The sequence below is a fragment of the Pedobacter sp. genome (assembly GCF_045627485.1).
In the GTDB taxonomy this organism is placed as follows: domain Bacteria; phylum Bacteroidota; class Bacteroidia; order Sphingobacteriales; family Sphingobacteriaceae; genus Pedobacter.
Genome location: NZ_JAZQNU010000030.1, coordinates 1 through 21,315 on the forward strand (window position 1 = coordinate 1; position 21,315 = coordinate 21,315).

General features: G+C 40.5%; 14 protein-coding genes and 2 rRNA genes. 13 read left to right on the top strand and 3 right to left on the bottom strand.

The window, feature by feature from the left end; genetic code table 11:
- The 13 genes from ACR2F3_RS02455 to ACR2F3_RS02515 all read left to right on the top strand — a co-directional run.
- Positions 1–1,352 (top strand): 30S ribosomal protein S1 (locus tag ACR2F3_RS02455; RefSeq protein WP_432708394.1); only part of this gene is annotated, 1,352 nt, incomplete at its 5' end.
- Positions 1,353–1,437: 85 nt separating this feature from the next.
- Positions 1,438–3,042, top strand: coding sequence for a beta-N-acetylhexosaminidase (locus ACR2F3_RS02460; RefSeq protein ID WP_432708395.1), 1,605 nt, complete (start codon positions 1,438–1,440; stop codon positions 3,040–3,042).
- 40 nt (positions 3,043–3,082) lie between these two features.
- A complete protein-coding gene (pyrR, locus tag ACR2F3_RS02465; RefSeq protein WP_432708396.1) occupies positions 3,083–3,631 on the top strand; it encodes a bifunctional pyr operon transcriptional regulator/uracil phosphoribosyltransferase PyrR in 549 nt (182 codons plus the stop codon).
- Positions 3,632–3,633: 2 nt separating this feature from the next.
- The gene (locus tag ACR2F3_RS02470; RefSeq protein WP_432708397.1) at positions 3,634–4,566 is read left to right on the top strand and encodes an aspartate carbamoyltransferase catalytic subunit; all 933 of its coding nucleotides are present in this window, start codon (positions 3,634–3,636) and stop codon (positions 4,564–4,566) included.
- Between the two features lie 134 nt (positions 4,567–4,700).
- Entirely contained in the window at positions 4,701–7,718 is a 3,018-nt protein-coding gene (locus ACR2F3_RS02475) for a tetratricopeptide repeat protein (RefSeq protein WP_432708398.1), read from the top strand.
- A 9-nt stretch (positions 7,719–7,727) separates the two neighbouring features.
- Entirely contained in the window at positions 7,728–9,431 is a 1,704-nt protein-coding gene (locus ACR2F3_RS02480) for a hypothetical protein (RefSeq protein ID WP_432708399.1), read from the top strand.
- Between the two features lie 52 nt (positions 9,432–9,483).
- Positions 9,484–10,875, top strand: a complete 1,392-nt coding sequence (locus ACR2F3_RS02485; protein WP_432708400.1) for a hypothetical protein — start codon at positions 9,484–9,486, stop codon at positions 10,873–10,875.
- 1 nt (position 10,876) lies between these two features.
- The gene (locus ACR2F3_RS02490) at positions 10,877–11,587 is read left to right on the top strand and encodes a MotA/TolQ/ExbB proton channel family protein (protein WP_432708401.1); all 711 of its coding nucleotides are present in this window, start codon (positions 10,877–10,879) and stop codon (positions 11,585–11,587) included.
- Positions 11,587–11,988, top strand: coding sequence for an ExbD/TolR family protein (locus tag ACR2F3_RS02495; protein ID WP_432708402.1), 402 nt, complete (start codon positions 11,587–11,589; stop codon positions 11,986–11,988). The genes ACR2F3_RS02490 and ACR2F3_RS02495 overlap by 1 nt, the downstream gene beginning before the upstream one ends.
- Entirely contained in the window at positions 11,988–12,800 is an 813-nt protein-coding gene (locus ACR2F3_RS02500) for an energy transducer TonB (protein WP_432708403.1), read from the top strand. Before ACR2F3_RS02495 ends, ACR2F3_RS02500 begins: the two co-directional genes overlap by 1 nt.
- Positions 12,801–12,821: 21 nt before the next feature.
- The gene (locus tag ACR2F3_RS02505) at positions 12,822–14,108 is read left to right on the top strand and encodes a bifunctional folylpolyglutamate synthase/dihydrofolate synthase (RefSeq protein WP_432708404.1); all 1,287 of its coding nucleotides are present in this window, start codon (positions 12,822–12,824) and stop codon (positions 14,106–14,108) included.
- A gap of 67 nt (positions 14,109–14,175) precedes the next feature.
- Positions 14,176–15,843: an alkaline phosphatase PafA gene (gene pafA / locus ACR2F3_RS02510; protein WP_432708405.1), complete on the top strand. Its 1,668-nt coding sequence runs from the start codon at positions 14,176–14,178 to the stop codon at positions 15,841–15,843.
- A gap of 69 nt (positions 15,844–15,912) precedes the next feature.
- On the top strand, positions 15,913–19,275 hold the full coding sequence (locus ACR2F3_RS02515; RefSeq protein WP_432708406.1) for a methylmalonyl-CoA mutase family protein: 3,363 nt from the start codon (positions 15,913–15,915) through the stop codon (positions 19,273–19,275).
- Between the two features lie 94 nt (positions 19,276–19,369).
- Here the strand turns inward: ACR2F3_RS02515 and ACR2F3_RS02520 are convergent, their stop codons facing one another.
- The 3 genes from ACR2F3_RS02520 to ACR2F3_RS02530 form a co-directional block, all read right to left on the bottom strand.
- Complete coding sequence (locus ACR2F3_RS02520) at positions 19,370–20,350, bottom strand: acyl-ACP desaturase (protein WP_432708407.1); 981 nt, start codon at positions 20,348–20,350, stop codon at positions 19,370–19,372.
- Between the two features lie 282 nt (positions 20,351–20,632).
- Positions 20,633–20,744: ribosomal RNA gene (rrf, locus tag ACR2F3_RS02525) — 5S ribosomal RNA — on the bottom strand.
- Between the two features lie 113 nt (positions 20,745–20,857).
- Positions 20,858–21,315, bottom strand: a 23S ribosomal RNA gene (locus ACR2F3_RS02530); the annotation flags it as partial.

Here is a 21,315-nt window from a genome sequence, read left to right on the forward strand (position 1 = left end):
TACCTGGTTCTCAAATTGACATTAAACCTATCCGTGATTACGATATCTACGTAGGTAAAACAATGGAATTCAAAGTTGTTAAGATCAATCACGAATTTAAAAACGTAGTTGTATCTCATAAAATCTTAATTGAAGACGACTTAGAAAGCCAAAAAGTTGAAATCGTTTCTAAACTTGAAAAAGGTCAGGTATTAGAAGGAACTGTTAAAAACATTACAGATTTCGGTGTATTTATCGATTTAGGTGGTGTTGATGGTTTACTTCACATTACTGATATTTCTTGGGGCCGCATAGAGCATCCAAAAGAAGTATTAAGCTTAGATGAGAAAATCAATGTTGTTGTTCTTGACTTTGATGATGAGAAAAAACGTATTGCATTAGGTTTAAAACAATTAACTCCACACCCTTGGGAATCTTTAGATACTAACTTAACTGTTGGTTCAAGAGTGAAAGGTAAAATTGTTACTGTAGCTGATTACGGTGCTTTCTTAGAAATCATTCCTGGTGTTGAAGGTTTAATTCACGTGTCAGAAATGTCATGGTCTCAAAACCTACGCAGCCCACAAGAATTCTTGAAAGTTGGCGATGAAATCGAAGCTGAAGTATTAACTTTAGACAGAGACGAACGCAAAATGAGCTTAGGTATTAAGCAATTAACGCAAGATCCTTGGCAAAATGTTGCTGAAAGATATCCAATCGGAAGCAAACATACTGCAGTAGTTAAAAACATGACTAACTTCGGTGTATTTGTTGAAATTGAAGAAGGAATTGACGGATTAATCCACATTTCTGATCTTTCATGGTCTAAAAAAGTTAACCACCCTAACGAATTCACTAAAGTTGGTGAAACATTAGACGTAGTTGTTCTTGAACTAGACGTAGAAAACCGTAAATTAAGCTTAGGCCACAAACAATTAGAAGAAAACCCATGGGATACTTTTGAAACCATCTTTACAATGGATTCAATTCACCAGGGAACTGTGGTTAAAGTAACTGATAAAGGTGCTGTTATTGCTTTACCTTATGGTGTTGAAGGTTTCGTACCTACAAAACATATGGCTAAAGAAGATGGTACAGTAATTAAAGCTGAAGAAACTAATGATTTCAAAATCATTGAGTTTAACAAAGATGCTAAACGCATTGTTGTTTCTCACGCCCGTATCTGGGAAGAGGCTAAAGCTGAAGCTGTAGCTGAAGAAAGAGCAACTAAGAAAAAAGAAGCTAAAGCATCTAGCACAGCTGTTAAGAAAGTTAAAGATTCAGTTGAGAAATCAACACTTGGAGATTTAGGTGTATTGGCACAGTTGAAACAACAGATGGAAGGTGAAGAAAGCAAAAACAAAGCTAAATAATCTTTAAAGCTGATATATTAAAAAGCATCCCGCTGGTCGGGATGCTTTTTTTTTGCTATTTTATCGACTTCACGAATGAACGAACATGAAAGTTATCTATAATATACTCTTTACCCTGTTTTTCTTCAACTCACTGCAAGCCCAGCTTCCAGACCTTATACCAAACCCTGTTGACATGAAAGCCGGTTTACCTGGCAACCAGTTTACATTAAACAGTGAAACCACTGTGCGCTTAAACGACAGTGCATTCACTCCCTCTGCTACTTACCTTAATAATTTCCTCCAGCAGCATTATAAGCTTGATTTACGAACCGCGGACTCTGCTACAAGCCAGCAGGTTTCAAATGTGATTTCGCTGGTCAGAAGTGCCGGTGAAAATACACAACCCGACGAATACAAACTTAACGTAAGTAACCAAGGTATCATTATACAAGCCAGTACCGATGCTGGTATGTTTTATGGCATTCAAACACTGTTACAGCTCCTTCCAATTGCTGCTCAAGGCAATTATTTTGTGATTCCTGCTGTAGATATTTACGATTTTCCACGTTTTGGCTACAGGGGTATGCACCTTGATGTGAGTCGCCATTTCTTTGACGTCACGTTTGTAAAACGCTATATCGACTACCTTGCCATGCACAAGCTGAATTATTTTCACTGGCACCTAACCGATGACCATGGCTGGCGCATAGAAATTAAAAAACACCCTTTACTTACTGAAGTTGGCGCATGGCGCGATGGATCTATTATTGGCCTTTACCCTGGTAACGGTAATGACGGCATCAGGCATGGGGGATATTATACCCAGGAAGAAATAAAAGAGGTAGTTAAATATGCACAGGACCGATACATAACGGTGATCCCAGAAATAGAGATGCCCGGACACAGTATGGCCGTGCTGGCTGCCTACCCTGAACTAAGTACTACACCCCATTTGCCTAAAAAAGTAGCACAGACCTGGGGTATCTTCAATAAATTTAACAATGTCCTTCTTCCCTCTGAGCAAACTTTTACTTTCTTAGAAGAAGTACTTACAGAGGTAATGGCGCTTTTTCCGTCTCCCTATATCCATATTGGCGGAGATGAATGTGCCAAGATCTGGTGGAAACAAAGTGCCTTTACCCAAAAACTGATGAAGGAGAAAGGACTGAAAGATGAAACCGGTGTGCAAAGTTACTTCATCCACCGCATAGAAGAATTTGTAAACAGTAAAGGGAAGACCATTATTGGCTGGGATGAAATTTTGGATGGCGGCCTTGCGCCCAATGCCATCGTAATGAGCTGGCGCGGCGAAAAAGGAGGCGTTGCAGCAGCCAAACAAAAGCACAAGGTGATTATGGCTCCCGAGAATTTCATGTACTTTAACCACAAGCAATTTTTAAAAGAAGACTCACTCACAGCCCAGCGGTATGTTCCACTTGAAGTGGTTTACCAATATGATCCTATACCCACAGGCTTAACAGAAGCAGAACAAACCTATATCTGGGGTGGTCAGGGTAACCTCTGGACAGAATACATTACTAATCCGGCTAAGGTTGAATACCAGCTTTTTCCACGATTAGATGCGTTAAGTGAAATATTATGGAGTCCTAAAGACAAGCGTAACTACCCTGATTTTAAGCGCCGTTTGAAAACTCAGTTCAAACGTTACGACCTATTGAACATTAATTATCCAAAACGTTATTTGTAGTTTCCAATCATATATCTATATTTGTTTAATCCTTTAGTCAATGCAAAAAAGAACCCTGCTAGACGGAAAAAAATTCCAAATCACAATTAAGCGACTTTGTCACCAATTAATTGAGAGTCATACCGATTTCTCAAAAACCGTATTAATTGGAATACAGCCAAGAGGCAGTTACTTTGCCGACCGTATAAAACAAGAACTTTCAGAAATATTGAACACCCAGTCCCTCAAAAAAGGCAACCTGGATATTACTTTCTTCAGAGATGATTTCCGCCGTAAAGACGGATTGGTTTCTGCAAGCAGCAATACCATTGATTTTATTATTGAGGGAAAAAAAGTGATTCTAATTGATGATGTGCTATGGACTGGCCGCACCATCCGTGCGGCGCTGGATGCCTTATTGGCCTATGGCCGTCCGGCAAAAGTAGAGCTCATGGTATTGATCGACAGGAGATTTTCAAGACATGTACCCATTGAACCAGATTACATCGGTTTACAGGTAGATAGTCTGGACTCACAGCTGGTAAAAGTAAGCTGGAAAGAGACCGAAGGTGAAGACAAAGTAATTTTATTATCAGAAAGAACTAAATAGAAATGGCAGCAGACAGACTATCAACCCGACATCTTTTAGGCATTAAAGATATTACACGGAATGATATTGAATTAATATTCGAAACTGCTGACAATTTTAAGGATGTCATCAACAGACCAATTAAAAGGGTACCGTCATTACGAGACATTACCATTGCCAACATATTTTTCGAAAACTCGACCCGAACCAAACTTTCTTTTGAGCTTGCTGAAAAGCGCTTATCGGCTGATGTAGTTAATTTTGCAGCCTCATCATCTTCGGTGAGCAAGGGCGAAACACTTATCGATACGGTGAATAACATTCTGGCCATGAAAGTAGACATGGTAGTGATGCGTCATCCGTATGCAGGTGCCGGTGTTTTTCTCAGCAAACACATCAATGCTCAAATAGTGAATGCTGGCGACGGCGCACATGAACACCCTACACAGGCTTTACTAGATGCTTATTCAATACGTGAAAAACTGGGTGATGTAGCAGGAAAGAAGGTAGTAATTGTAGGTGATATTCTACACTCCCGTGTAGCCATATCAAATATTCTATGCTTACAGCGCTTAGGTGCTGAGGTAATGGTTTGTGGGCCTACCACACTCATACCAAAATTTATTGGCAGCTTAGGCGTAAAAGTAGAACACGACTTAATGAAAGCCTTAAACTGGTGCGATGTAGCCAATATGTTGCGTATACAGCTGGAACGCCAAGATATAAAATATTTCCCTTCCTTAAGAGAGTATGCAATGATGTATGGATTAACTAAACCGATTCTTGATAGTCTGGACAAAGACATCATCGTGATGCACCCTGGTCCGATTAATCGCGGTGTTGAAATCTCTAGTGATGTTGCCGACAGCAAACAGTCGATTATACTGGAACAAGTAGAAAATGGCGTGGCTGTTAGAATGGCCGTTCTATATCTGCTTGCTGCTCAGCGCGATTAGAACCTCTCCCACATTTTTCATACCAATTATACTAACTTTACGTTAAGAACTGTGTTATTAACACATGTTAATTACTATTGTTAATAAAGCGCTTTAGTATATCTATATTAGTAGCAACCATATTTGAAGAACAAATGCAAAAAAAATACCTTTTTATACCGCTTTTATTAGCAGGAAACTTATCGGCAGGGTACGCACAGCTGAGTCCCTTAGTAAACCTTAATAAAAACTATCAAAGTGGATTGGAATTACTGGATCATGAGAAATACGTTGCTGCGGCCCAACAATTTAAACTGGTAGAACAGTCTCGTCTAAAACCAACTGCACAGCAGAAAAGTAACGCCGAAATATCGTTATTAAAAGAAAATGCAAAATTTTACGCTGCTGTATGTGCATTGGAACTAGGTAACGCTGATGCTGAAAGCCTATTTCAAAAATTTATAGCCGATTATCCGCTAAATCCAAATACTAAGCTGGCCTTTTTTCATGTAGGTAAAGCTTATTTTGCAAATAAGAACTATGTGAAAGCGTTAGAGTGGTTCGAAAAAACTGATCCATCTACCCTTTCTCAGAAACAACGCATAGAATACCAGTTTAAACAAGCTTATGCGTATTTCAAGCAAAACGATATTGAAAAAGCGGAGCCATTATTTGAAGCGGTTAAAAAAGAAAATTCTCAATTTCAGGAAAGTGCTACTTACTACTTTGCCTATATCAATTACTTAAACAAGGAATACAAAACAGCTTTAAGTAATTTTCAAAAACTGGAAGGTTCTCCAACCTATGCAGCGAGTTATCCGTATTATATCACATCGATGTATTACCTTGATGAGCGTTACGATGATGTGATCAGCTACGCCATTCCTGTGTTGAATACCATTCCGCAGGAATACGAAGCTGATATGTTAAGTCTGGTTGCAGCATCTTATTTTGCTAAACAAGATTATGTAAATGCCGAAAAATATTTTCAGCAATACTATTCTAAAAACCAGAACACCACACCAAACAACTTATTTCTGTACCAGTATGGTTATTCTTTATTTGAGCAAAAGAAATACCCCCCTGCGGTAACAGTATTAGAGAAACTAAACAATGATGATGTATACCTTCAAAGCGGGATGTACACATTAGGTCGGACTTTAATAGAGCTCAAAAATAAAGAAAAAGCAAGAAGCGCCTTTTTCAGAGCATCTCGTTTAGAATTCGATAAACCTACACAAGAGGATGCCTGGATCAATTATGCCAAACTTAGCTACGAACTCGACTTTAACCAACAAGCCCTGGAAAGCATTCAGAATTTCCTAAAAGAATTTCCTAGATCAGGCAAAATTAATGAAGCGAAAACTTTGTTAGGCGAGATACTCTTAACGAGCAAAAACTACCAGGCGGCGATTGATATTTTAGAGCCAATTCCTAATAAAACAAAGGAAGCACGTGAGGCCTACCAAAAAGTGACTTATTTCAGAGGCCTTGAGTTTTACAATGAAAGAGCATTCCCAAATGCTTTATCAATGTTTCTACGTTCTGCAAATTTCGCTGAAGACCCGGAAATTACTGCCTTAAGCATGTACTGGAGAGGTGAAGCATCTTATGAACTGCGCAAATTCGGTGAAGCAGTAAAAACTTTTGAAAACTTTTTAGGCATGCCAGCTGCCAAGAAAACGAAGGTATATAACTTCGCAAATTACGCCCTGGCTTATGCTGCTTTCGAAAATGAAAACTATTCAAAGGCTGCTAATTATTTCGAACGCTTTTTAGCAGGAAACGATAAAGAACAAAATACAATAACCGATGCCACTATAAGGCTTGCGGATGCCTATTTCGTAAGCAAAAGTTATAGCAATGCACTGGTAAATTATGATAGGATTATTAGCCAACAAGCGAAAGGGGAAGATTACGCATTATTCCAACGCGGAATGATCCAAGGCCTCCAAGGACAGGATGACGCTAAAATTGCAACCATGGAGAGTGTGTTAAAACAATTTCCTGGTTCTAACTATGCCGACGATGCGGGATTTGAAAGGGCCTACACTTATTTTAACAAAGGTAATTTGGATCAGTCTAAAAACGACCTGATGGCCCTGATCAGGCAGTATCCGAACAGCAGTTATATCCCGCGTGCAATGGTTACAATTGGTTTAGTTCAATATAACCAAAACCAGGATGACGCAGCAGCGGAAACCTTTAAAAAAGTAATTACCGAATACGGCAGCTCGGAAGAAGCCAAACAATCGTTGGAATCCATTAAAAATATTTACCTGGATAAAGGTGATGCCAATGGCTTCATCGCCTATGCTAACACCACTCCTATTGGTAATTACACGGTAGCAGAACAAGACAATATTGTTTTCCAGGCTGGAAACACCCTTTACTTGAAAGGAGATTTCCAAGGTGCTTACGAAGCGATGAACAGTTATTTTGATAAATTTCCCAAAGCCATTAACGATAAGCAAGCTAAGTTTATTAGGGCAGAATCGCTGGTTAAACTAAACCGTCCGGATGAGGCTATTCCAGATTATGATTACATATTAAATGATTGGACCAGTGACTATACCGAACGTTCCTTAGTAAGTATTTCTGAATTATTTTTGAAACAAAAGAAATATAATGAGGCCATAGTTTACCTGAAACGATTAGAAACGACAGCAGATTACAAAGTTCACTATACTTATGCCATCAACAACTTGTTAAAAGCTTATGCTGCTATAAACATGCCGGATGACGTAATTAAATACGTGAAGCTGATTAAAGAAGCCGATAAAACATCGGAAGAAGAAAAACACAGTGCTGATTTGTATGCAGGAAAAGCTTACTTAATAAAAGCAGATACCACACAGGCTGTAAAAGCCTTTACTGAAGTGGTAAATAACACTAAAACTCTAGCAGCGGCAGAAGCCAAGTATAATCTGGCCGAGATTCAATACATGAAAAAAGACTATAAAACGTCACAGAAAACATGTTTTGACTTGATTAACAACATGCCATCATATGATTACTGGGTTGCGAAATCGTTCATTTTACTTGCCGATAATTACCTAGCGCTCAATGATAAGTTACAGGCAAAAAGTACATTATTGAGTCTTATTGACAACTATGAAGGTAAAGATGAAATTGTGGCAACGGCTAAAGAGAAATTAGAAAAAATTAAATAAGTACAGGAAATGAACATTAAGAAAATATTATATACCACGGCGCTATTTGTTAGTGCAGGTACCTTAAGTGTACAGGCACAGGATAAAAAAGCAACGGAGAAAACGACAGAAGATAAAACTATTGCAGAAGAAATTGAGGTGGTTAGGCCTTATAAACCTGTACTTGCTGAAGCTGTTAAATTAAGAAGAAGTCCGGACCTGAATGATGTACAAACTTATAAAGCAAGGTTTAACTACGGTTTAACGAACAGGAGATTAGAGCTAAACTCAGATATTAATAAATTACAGGCTCAACAGGTTGCACAGGAACGTCCGGACACCCTCTTAAACAACTTCCTCAAAGGCGGTTTAGGTACATCGGCAACAACTTTAGCCGAAGCTTATATCAACATTGGCCGCGATGAAGGTTTGCAGGCTGGCGGTTTTTTCAGACATTTTGGTCAGGAAGGTAAATTGAATGGTCAGAAATTTAACCAACAACAGTTAAGTGTTTTTGGCAAAAGTATTATGGACGAGTTTACCTTAAGCGGACGTATCAACTACCAACGTAATGGCTTATACTTTTATGGACAAGATCCAAATGGTTCATTTATAAATGAAAACCCAGAAAAACAAGCGTTCAATTTTATTGAGGCAGAGGGTGAAATTGCAAGTAGCTATACTCCAGATGAAGCTGCTTTAAGTTATGCGGCAAAAATAAACGGTTATGTTTGGAGCGACCGTTTTAATGCTAAAGAAAACTCGGTGGTTTTGAATGGTTACTTAAACAAGAGAATAAGCAGTTTTAATTTAGGCCTTGCCTCTTCCTTAGAAATGGGAAATACGAAAGACCTTAATGTAAATGTGAACAACCACTTGTTGAAGGTTAATCCTTACATCAGGTTGCAGACAAACGGCATTAAAATAAATGCCGGTATTAACCTGGTACAAGAGTTTGGTTCTTTCTCAGAATTGAGAATATTCCCAGCCGTAACCGCAGACCTTACTTTGATTCCTGAATACCTGCAATTATTCGGGGAATTGAAAGGTGATGTAAACCGAAACTCGTTGAAACAGCTTACTGATGATAATCCATTCTTAATGAACAATATCGAAATCCAGAATACAGTGGAGAAGATCAGTTTCACTGGTGGTATTAAAGGTACAGGCGGACCAGGTTTCGGTTACCAGGCAAAAATTTATCATAAAGAGCTGGAGCAATTGCCTTTGTTTGTGAATGACTTTAATAACCCAAGTCAGTTTGACGTAATCTATGATTTCGGTACTACAAAATTGCTAGGTATTGAAGGAGAAATTTCTGTACAAATCAGCAACGCCTTGAAATGGACCGGCCGTATGAACCTGGAGAATTACAAACCAGCTTCGGAAAGAGAAAGCTGGTTTAAACCACAATTGCGTCTTAATTCGAACCTATTGTATCATGTAAACGATAAGTTAAGCTTTAATGCAGCCGTAGTACTTCAGGATGATACTAAAGCAAAATTATATACTGCCCAACCTGCATCGCCTTATATTCTTCCAAACCCTGATACCGAAACTGTTGTGAACGTAAAAGGATTTGTAGATTTCGGCTTAGGTGCAGATTACAAAATCAATAAAAAATTCTCTGCTTTTGTTAAAGCAAACAATATACTAAATAATCAAAACGGAAGATTTTTATACTATCAAGCTATTGGTTTCAACGCCTTTGGTGGCTTAACCTATTCTTTCTAGAAGGTTTAAATAATAATTGGTTGATAGTGAATTAAAATTTATTTTTACCAAAATGGATATATTATCTTACTTAGCTTCACTTATTCAGACGAATAATGAAGTTGGTGTACCCGGGTTGGGGACTTTCGTAAAAAAGAAGTCGCCAGGCCGTTACGACGCCAGCTTACATGCCTTCCTTCCACCAAGTTACCAGTTAGCTTTCGATACGGAAGTACGGGAGGCAAGCTTATTGGCTGCATATGTTAGCAAGCAACATAATTTATCCGAAGCTTCGGCAAACTACCATATTGAGCAGTTTGTTGCACAAGTAAAACAGGACCTGAATGATGATCTGGAGGCGGATGTTAGTCCGCTTGGACGACTGCTCTTAAGCGGCCACTTAATTACGTTTTTGCCAAATGAAGAATTAAACCTTGGTCACCAGTTTTTTGGCCTACCAGCCGTAGCGGAAAAGCAACCAACACCGTTTGACGAAATTCCGCCGGCAGTAACAGAAGCCGTTACGGCAGAAGAGCCGGTAGTTGTGGACAATGTACAGGAGAAGCTGGAAGCGATTGTAATGGAGAATAACATAGAGGAAGAGAATCCGGGCCAATTGCCGGAAGAATCCATTTATGTTGCTGAGCCAGCCGAATTAACAGAAGAACCAATTACTAACCCAATACGGGTTGTTGAAGATCCACCTTTTGTTGAAACACCACCAGTTGCGGAATCACCCGTGGTTATACCACCATTTTCAGCCGAAGAGAAAGAAGTTGTTCCTGAAACGCCTGTTGTTCCTGAAGCACCTGTTGCTCCCATCAAAACACCTGAACCAAAGGTGCCACCGGTCACAAGCGCTAATATACCAGAGGAAGCTGTTAATTACCAAATTGAAGAACAACCTAAACCAACTACCCCCGGCTATTATAAAATAGTGATTGGCGTGTTGTTTTTACTTTGTTTGGCTTTTGGACTTTATATGTTTAAACCGGATTGGTTTAGAAAAGTACATAAAGAAACCATAGCACCGGAACCAACAACTGTTCCCCTTAATGAAAAGCCAACCGTTGTAATTCCCGATACTTTGCCGGAACAACAGGATACCCTTCAACGTGATGCCGCAATTGTAGACACTACCAATGCCATTGTACCGCCGGTAACTAAGATACCTGTCGTAGCTAAGCCGTTAGCTACGACACCCGCAAAGCCAACCGTAATTACTTACGAAGTCATTGCATCGTCTGTATATGGCGAAAAGGCCGCACAGCAGTTTATCACTTCTATGAAGAATAAATGGGGAATCAACGCTAAAATTGTAAGCAAGCTACCAGGAAAGAAAATTAAAATCAGCGTAGGTAGCTACAAAGACGAGAAAACTGCGCGTTTAGAACGTGCTAGATTAGAAGAAAAATTAAAAATACCAGGATTATACATTTATACGAACACAAACAAACCAGACTAATATGATTACATTGTTACAGGGTGCCGGTGATACGGCAAACCAGATTATTGATACAGCAAACATGATGCAACAAGCTGTAACTACCGCACCTCCAGAACTTCACTTTATAGACCTGTTATTTAAAGGTGGATGGGTAATGATCCCACTTGCCGCACTTGCCTTTTTAGGGTTAGTAATTTTTATTGAACGTTACATTACTATTCGCAAGGCGTCGAAAACAGAAACTAACCTGATGCTGCAAATCAAGCAGTACATTCACGACGGACGTTTAGAAAATGCCATTGCACTTTGTCGCAGCAGTCATTCGCCACTAGGCAGAATGCTTGAAAAAGGGCTAAAACGTATCGGCCGCCCTATTAAAGATATTGAAGGAGCGATTGAAAACACCGGAAAACTTGAAGTATCTAAATTGGAAAAAAACATCGGCATATTAGGTATCATTGCCGGTATTGCACCCATGTTAGGTTTCGTGGGAACGATCATTGGTGTAATTACTATTTTCCATGATGTATCCATCAAAGGAGCTATTGAAATTGGAACCATTTCAGGTGGTCTTTACACTAAAATGATTACATCCGCTACTGGTCTAGTTATTGGTATTATTGCCTACGTATTATACCATATTTTAAATATGATGGTAGAAAAAATCATCCTGAGAATGGAAACCGATGCAATTGAGTTTATTGATTTATTAGATGAGCCAGGTAAATAATGAATCTGCGAAAAAGAAATAAAGGAACAGTAGAAGTGCATACTTCAGCATTGAATGACATTATGTTTTTCCTGCTGTTGTTCTTTCTGCTTGCCTCTGCGGTGGTAAACCCGCAGGTAGTGAAATTATTACTACCGAGATCTGAATCAGGGCAACAATCTTCTGCACAAAAAACCGTTACAGTTTCTATAGACGAAAAGCTTAATTACTTCGTTGAGAAGCAACAGGTTACGCTCGACAATCTGCAAAGCGTAGTGGAAAACTTCCAAAGGGACTCACCCGATCTAACCATTGTACTTTATGTGGCCAGGGGTGTTTCCATAGAAAACACAATGCAGGTTTTTGATGTTGCTAACAAGTTAAAACTTAAAGTGGTATTGGCCGTAGAACCTAAAAAATAATGACATACGATCAAGAAGAAAATAATTACCCGAAGGCAGTGATGATCGCAACGATCATCATGGGTATTCTTATTGCGTTAAGCTACTTCATTGTTATTGGCTCTTTCAAGCCTGTTGAAGCCGGTATGGGGGGTATGGTGGTTAATTATGGAACTTCCGTAACAGGAATGGGAACAGATTATACCAGTATTGAAGAACCTTCTGCCGATCCAAATGCCAACGAGAGTGCACCTGATAAAGTTGTGCCTGATCAACCTAATATCCAGGAATCTACTCCCCAAGCAAGCGACAAGGAAATAGTGACTCAGAATACCGAGGAAGCTGTAAGTGTAAGCACCAAGAAAACAACAAGCAACGCTACACCTAGTGCAGCGATAGAAAAGAAACCTGCTGCACCTACGGTGAACCAAAATGCATTATATAAAGGCAAAGCAAACAAAGGCACCGGCCAGGGAGATGGTACTGGTACTACACCTGGAAACCAGGGTAGCGTAAATGGTGATCCTTTAGCCAATAACTATGGCGAAGGTGGCTCTGGCTTTGGAGACACCCCCATCGCTTTAAGACGTTTTACCAACCTGGTTACGCCAAATGACGACGGACAAAAAACCGGAAAAATTGCAGTAAGAATATCCATTAACAAAGAAGGCTTAGTAGTTAACGCCGTTCCTGGTGTTAAAGGGACCACCTTAAACGACAGAGATCTTTGGCAGAAATGCAAAGAGGCTGTTATGGGTGCCCGCCTAAACCAATCTGCCAATGCACCTGATTTACAGGTAGGTGTAGTGGTTTTCAACTTCAAAGTACAATAAGGTTTATTTCAAACCAACTTAATGACTTATTTAGAAACACTCGACTACCTATACACTAAACTACCCATGTTTAGTCGTATAGGTGCTGTCGCCTATAAAAAGGATCTATACAACACCATTGCACTCTGTAATGCTGTAGGTAATCCTCAAACACAATTCAAAGCCATCCACGTGGGCGGTACCAATGGTAAAGGCTCAACTTCGCACATGTTAGCAGCAATATTGCAGCAGGCAGGCTATAAAACCGGACTCTACACCTCCCCTCACCTTAAAGATTTCAGAGAGCGCATCAAAATCAATGGAAATATGGTTTCCAAAAAATTTGTGTGCCAGTTTGTGCAACAGCAGAAAGCCACGATCGAGTCACTCCAGCCTTCATTTTTTGAGGTGACCGTAGCCATGGCCTTCTCTTATTTTGCGGCAGAAAAGGTAGACATTGCAGTAATTGAGGTTGGACTGGGTGGGAGACTGGATTCCACCAATATCATTACACCAGAACTATCTGTAATCACCAACATCAGCCTGGATCATACCAATCTACTTGGCGATACCCTACCGGAGATTGCATTTGAAAAAGCAGGCATTATCAAACCTGGTATACCCGCTGTAATTGGGGAAAGACATGTGGAAACCGATGCGGTTTTCCTTAATAAAGCAAAAGAAACCAACAGTCCCTTAACTTTTGCCGCTGATGAATTAAACCTCACGGAGGTTAAAAATGATGGGCAATACCTAAGTGTTTCTGTGCAACAAGGTACAACGGTTCTATTCAGCAACCTGAAACTTGATCTAACCGGAAGCTACCAGTTAAAAAATGTGCTAACAGTTATTCAGTCAGTTTTAACGCTAAGAGAACTAGGTTACACCATCACCGATAAAGCGGTATATAAAGCCTTGAAAAATGTGAGAAACCTTACCGGTTTACAGGGGCGCTGGCATACCTTACAGCAGTTGCCATTAACCATCTGCGATACTGGTCACAACCTGGCGGGCATTACCGAAGTGATGCAGAATATAGCACATACACCACATAACAATTTGCACATGGTGTTCGGCGTACTTAAAGACAAAGATGTTTCAGGTGTGCTGGCCCCTTTACCAAAACAAGCAACCTATTATTTTACTCAACCCCAGGTAGCACGGGCCCTTCCAGCAGAAATGCTGGCTGAAAAAGCGGCGGCCTTTGAGTTACATGGCAATGTGTATCCTGATGTAAAATTGGCCTGGCAAGCGGCAAAGCAACAAGCCCTTCCCGGCGACCTGATTTTTATTGGTGGAAGTACTTTTGTTGTTGCGGAAGTGATATGATAACTTTACTATTACGTTCCACTATTTGTACTCAGTATTAATACATTTGTTATCTTAAAATATTTGCATGAAGAAATCATTTATACCTGTTGCAGCCCTGCTCATTTTTTGCACGCCACTGTTTGCACAAAAGAAAAACAACAAATCTACTTCTGCCGGTAACTATCCAACTACGGTAGCCCGCCCTAAACTGGTTGTTGGAATGGTGATTGACCAAATGAAATGGGATTACCTTTACCGGTATTACGACCGTTACAGTAATGGTGGTTTTAAAAGACTGGTTAATGATGGTTTTTCTGCAGAAAACACCTACATCTCTTACACCCCAACTTATACCGCTTGTGGGCATGCCAGTGTCTACACCGGATCAGTTCCCGCCATCAATGGTATCATTGGGAATAGTTGGTTTGACCCAAAACTTAGCCGTGATGTTTACTGCACAGAAGACAATGATATGCAAACCGTGGGATCGACATCAAATGCAGGAAAAATGTCGCCTAAAAACATGTTGTCAAACAGCATCACTGATGAGTTAAAACTGGCCACCAATTTTAAAAGTAAAGTGATCGGTATAGCAATGAAGGATCGTGGTGCGATACTTCCAGCCGGCCATTCAGCCGATGGCGCTTATTGGTATGATGGTGCGACAGGAAATTGGATTACCAGTACTTATTACAGAAAAGACCTTCCTGCCTGGATAAACAAATATAACGATTCGAAAGAATCAGACAGGTTTATGTCAACAGACTGGACTACCTTATACCCTATTGAAACCTATACACAAAGTTCTGCTGACGATAACATTTATGAAAGCAGGTTCAAAGACGCAACAAGCAGCGCATTCCCACATCTCCTAAAACCCGCTGTGGGCACTAACTTCGGTTTGATCAGAAGCACTCCTTTCGGTAATACCATGACCCTTGATCTTGCTAAAATTGCTATCGAAGCAGAAGAATTGGGTAAAGATGATATCACAGATTTCCTAGCGGTTAGCTGCTCTTCTACAGATTATGTTGGTCACCAGTTTGGACCAAACTCTATTGAAGCCGAAGACACCTATTTACGTTTAGACAGAGACCTTGAAGCTTTTTTCAACTACCTGGATAAAACCGTTGGTAAAGGAAACTACCTTTTCTTTTTAACTGCTGACCATGGCGCCATTCAAGTACCTGGATTCCTGGTAGAAAATAAAATCCCTGCAGGAAACATTAGCAGTCGCCAGATCTTAAAAGACCTTAACACGTTAATGGAGAAAGACTTCGGGATAAAAAATTCCGCGCTTTCCATCTCAAATAACCAGATTGTATTTAACAAAGCCGCAATCAAAGACGGAAAAGGTGATTACAATGCCATTAAAGCTGCGACCATAGAATTTCTAAGGTATCAGGAAGGAATTATGGATGCCGTGGATTTATCGAACGTGTCCGGCACCACTTTACCAGCGGAGATCAAAAATCGCATTTCAAATGGTTACAACGCCCGGCGCAGTGGTGATGTGTATTTCATATTGAAACCAAACTGGTTCGATGGCGGTAAAACAGGAACATCTCACGGAACCTGGTATGCTTATGATTCACATATCCCATTAGTATTTATGGGCTGGAATGTTAAGCCTGGTAAAACAAACAAAAATTATTATATGAGCGACATTGCATCTACAGTGGCAGCGATGCTACGGATACAAATGCCAAACGGCAATATCGGGGAGCCAATTACCGAGCTTACCAATCAATAAAATTAAAAGCCGCATATCCCTGCGGCTTTTTAATTTTTGTACCTTTACAGACCAGGTATAACCCATTATATGCAAGATACTCAAATCTATAAACCCAAAAATAAAATACGCTTTGTAACGGCTGCAGCCCTATTCGACGGACATGATGCTACAATTAACATCATGCGCAGAATCCTGCAGTCATCCGGTGTCGAAGTGATACACTTAGGTCACAACCGCTCAGTAGAAGAAGTAGTCAATTGTGCCATTCAGGAAGATGTGCAAGGTATTGCCATGACCTCTTATCAAGGTGGACATGTGGAATATTTCAAATATATGTACGACCTGTTGCAGGAACGTGGTGCAACACAAATTAAGATCTTTGCCGGTGGCGGTGGTGTAATCTTGCCTGCAGAAATCAAGGAACTACAGGAATACGGCATTACCCGGATTTACTCTCCTGACGACGGCCGCACCATGGGTTTACAGGGCATGATTAACAACATGCTGGAACAAACTGACTATGTGACCCACAGTTCCATCAATGGCGAATTGGCCAATATACCAGAGGGTGATATCAAAAGCATTGCTGCTGCCATTACTGTGGCAGAGAATGATCCTGAAGGGTCGCAAGGTTTTGTAGCCGAACTAAAAAAACTAACCGATTCCAACCAAGCACCGGTAATTGGCATCACCGGAACAGGTGGGTCAGGTAAATCTTCCCTGGTTGACGAGCTTGTCCGCCGATTTTTAATGGAAGTCCCTGATAAAACGATGGCCATCATCTCTGTAGATCCTTCCAAACGAAAAACTGGTGGTGCGCTCTTAGGCGACCGTATTCGCATGAACGCCATAAACAATCCGCGGATTTATATGCGCTCCCTAGCCACCAGGCAGGCAAACCTTGCGTTATCTAAAAACGTACAGGAAAGTATTGACATTTGTAAAGCCGCAGGTTACGATCTCATCATCGTGGAAACCTCAGGTATCGGCCAATCAGATACAGAAATTACCGAACATTGTGATGTATCCTTATATGTGATGACACCCGAATTTGGGGCAGCAACACAACTGGAAAAGATCGATATGCTCGACTTTGCCGATTTGGTAGCTATTAACAAGTTTGATAAACGCGGCGCATTAGACGCATTACGTGACGTACGTAAACAATACCGCAGAAACCATAACCTTTTTGATGCAGCAGAAGACACCATTCCGGTATTTGGCACCATGGCATCACAGTTCAATGACCCTGGTATGAACAACCTGTTTACTGCTTTAATGGAAAAAATTAAAGAAAAAACAGGTGTTGATTTTAATGCACAAATGAAGATGACGGCTGCACAGTCGGAAAAAATATACATCATTCCACCAGACCGAATCCGTTACCTTGCCGAAATTGCAGAATCAAGTCAGGCCTATAACGAATGGGTTGATACACAATGTACACTGGCCACCAAACTCTATCAACTAAAAGGGGTAATGAAATTAACGGATGATTCAGATCTGCTCAATTCACTACAAGATATATACAACCATCTCGAAGAACAGCAGGACGGCTCCTGCAAACGTTTATTGCGTGAGTGGCCGGCTACGAAAGCTAAATATAAGGAAGACTATTTTGTGTATAAGGTGCGCGATAAAGAAATCAAACAACCTCTATATTATGAATCCTTATCAAAACTAAAAATTCCAAAAGTATCACTTCCCCGTTATGAAAACTGGGGCGATATTTTGCGCTGGTTATTAACAGAAAACGTACCAGGCGAATTCCCTTATGCAGCAGGCGTTTTCCCTTTGAAACGAGAAGGTGAAGACCCTACCCGCATGTTCGCAGGGGAAGGTGGCCCTGAACGTACCAACAAGCGTTTCCACTATGTGTCGCTCGGGCAACCTGCTCACCGTTTATCCACAGCCTTTGATTCGGTAACCCTATACGGTGAAGATCCACACATCAGGCCAGATATCTACGGTAAAATCGGTAACTCGGGGGTAAGCATTGCCACGCTGGATGATGCTAAAAAACTGTATTCAGGATTTGATCTTTGTGCGCCGTCTACATCAGTATCGATGACCATTAACGGCCCTGCGCCTATGTTACTTGGTTTTTTCATGAATGCTGCAATAGACCAGCAATGTGAGAAATATATTATCGAACACGGTTTAATCACAGAAATAGAAGAAAAAATTAATGCCATATACGCCGGTAACGAACGCAACAGACCCGTATACAATGGCGCATTACCTGTTGGAAATAACGGACTAGGCTTAATGCTCCTTGGAGTAACAGGTGATCAGGTGTTACCTGCAGATATTTACGCTAAAATCAAGGCACATGCCATCAGCAGCGTACGTGGCACCGTGCAGGCTGATATATTAAAGGAGGACCAGGCCCAAAACACCTGTATCTTCTCCACAGAGTTTGCCTTACGCATGATGGGCGATATCCAGAAATACTTTATCGACGAAAAAGTAAGGAACTTTTATTCGGTATCCATTTCTGGTTATCACATTGCCGAAGCGGGAGCTAACCCGATATCACAACTTGCTTTTACTTTAAGTAACGGTTTCACATTTGTTGAATACTACTTGAGCCGTGGCATGAACATCGACGATTTTGCGCCTAATCTATCTTTCTTTTTCTCTAACGGCATCGATCCGGAATATTCGGTAATTGGTCGCGTGGCCAGACGCATATGGGCAAAAGCCATTAAGAACAAATACAAAGGAAATGACCGTTCACAAAAACTGAAATACCATATCCAGACATCAGGAAGGTCTTTGCATGCACAGGAAATCGACTTTAATGATATCAGAACTACTTTACAGGCTTTATACGCCATTTACGACAACTGTAACTCCTTACATACAAATGCATACGATGAGGCTATTACAACACCTACAGAGGAGTCTGTAAGAAGAGCAATGGCCATTCAGTTGATCATTAACAGGGAATTAGGTTTAGCCAAAAATGAGAACACATTACAAGGATCATTTATCATTGAAGACTTGACGGATCTGGTTGAAGAAGCCGTGTTGCAAGAATTTAAACGTATTAACGATCGTGGTGGCGTATTAGGAGCCATGGAAACCATGTACCAACGTGGAAAGATCCAGGAGGAAAGTTTATATTATGAAACACTTAAACACAACGGTACCTACCCTATTGTCGGGGTAAATACCTTCCTCAACAAAAATGGCTCGCCAACCATTGTACCTGGTGAAGTAATTCGCGCCACAGAAGAGGAAAAACAATTCCAGATCAATGCACTTGAGGCATTCCAGCAAAGAAATGCAGCTACTGCACCTGCCGCCCTGGCTAATTTACAATTGGCAGCGATCACAGGGAAAAATATATTTGATGCGTTAATGGAAGTAACCAAAATTTGTTCACTCGGACAGATCTCTAATGCACTCTATGAAGTAGGTGGACAATACCGACGAAACATGTAAGCAACAGATTTAATATAACCAGAAAAGGCCTGAATGATTCAGGCCTTTTCTGGTTATATTATGTTTTAGTATTATTTCGAAAAGAAAACGACTATTAAGCGTTAATCCAACTGAATTTATATTCCATAGTTGGATTTTTCATGCGATCTGCAACACGGATTAAACGATCTGGTAACGCCATGATATAATCACGGGCCTTCTCACCAGTAGCATCCAGGTCGCGCATGCCAGCTAAATTCCACTCATCAATTAACTGTTGCATAATCTCCACATAATCGATAGCGGTATACACCCCTAAACGTTGTGCAGCATCTGTAAAGTGACCAAAAGTCTGGCCAATCTTCAAGCCCATCTCTCTTAAGAAATGCGCAGGCATCACAATTTTCTTACGCATCATATCTTCAAAAGCAACCATTGCTTCATTAGGATCTACAGCAAAAATTTGGCTCATAAAGTCCTTATAAGCTTTGGCATGTCTTGCTTCGTCAGAAGCAATTACGCCGCACATTTTTGACAATAAAGTATCACCATCTTTTTTAGCTAAAGAGGCAACCCTTCTGTGCGAAATATTAGTAGCAAGTTCCTGAAAACTTGTATATATAAAGTTACGATAAGGATCATGACCAGTGCCAATATCAAAACCATCAGCTATCAAATATTGAGTAGAAGTTTCAAATTGTTTCATATCAACCCTACCAGATAAATAAAGATACTTATTTAAAAGGTCACCATGACGGTTCTCTTCGGCAGTCCAATGACGGTTCCACTTCATCCAGCCACCTTGCTCACTTTTATCAACACCTTCCACCATCGCTAACCAGGATTCGTAGGTAGGCAAAGCTTCTTCAGTAATGGTATCACCAACTAGAACAGCAACTAAGTCATAAGACAGGTCTTTAGCCTTTTCCTGCAACAATTTTATATCCTGAAAGAATGTATCACTCGAAGAGTCTGGCAAAAAATCAGACGGTTGCCAATTCGTATCAATCGGTTTTAGGTAAGTCTGCATCGTATCAAGCATATAGCCTTCTACGTGAAGCATAACTTCCCTTCTTTTCTCTGCGAAATAACTCATTGTTTGTGTATTTAATTGAACGCAAAGATAGCCAAAATTATTCCATAAAATATGACGGAAATCATTTTGTTTAGGTTACATTATATAGTTATAGGCATTTTATAGCGCAGAATTTAACTACAAGTGATATTATTACAGATAAACCTAATACAGTTGAAAAAACCATATGCAAAAGAGCAACAACTATCCGGAAACCTTACTTAAAATAAAAGGTAATAATGTCCTAAAAAAACTACTTGTAAAACAAGAAAAGCCTGTAGTTTCCTACAGGCTTTCTTTAAGATTTGGCACCGACCTACTCTCCCACGTGTTACCGCAGTACCATCGGCTCTGGTGGGCTTAACTTCTCTGTTCGGAATGGGAAGAGGTGGACACCACCGATATAGGCACCTAAATATTTTTATAGTTATTTAGATCATCTATCTCTCGATATTTATTTTCACTAATATAACGATGACATATTATTGAAAGAAGTTAGTTATGAAGTACAAACAACAGTGTTGCTTGCTTTTGAAAGCTTCGTATGATTAGTATTACTCGACTATGCTGTCACCAGCTTTACATCTGTAACCTATCAACGTAGTAGTCTTCTACGGTCCTATATGGAATTCTCATCTCGTGGCTAGTTTCGTACTTAGATGCTTTCAGCACTTATCTATTCCCAGCGTAGCTACTCTGCAATGCCCCTGGCGGAACAACAGATTCACTAGAGGCTAGTCCAACCCGGTCCTCTCGTACTAAGGTCAGCCCCACTCAAAATTCCTACGCCCACAACAGATAGGGACCGAACTGTCTCGCGACGTTCTGAACCCAGCTCGCGTGCCACTTTAATCGGCGAACAGCCGAACCCTTGGGACCTTCTCCAGCCCCAGGATGTGACGAGCCGACATCGAGGTGCCAAACCACTCCGTCGATATGAGCTCTTGGGAGTGATCAGCCTGTTATCCCCGGAGTACCTTTTATCC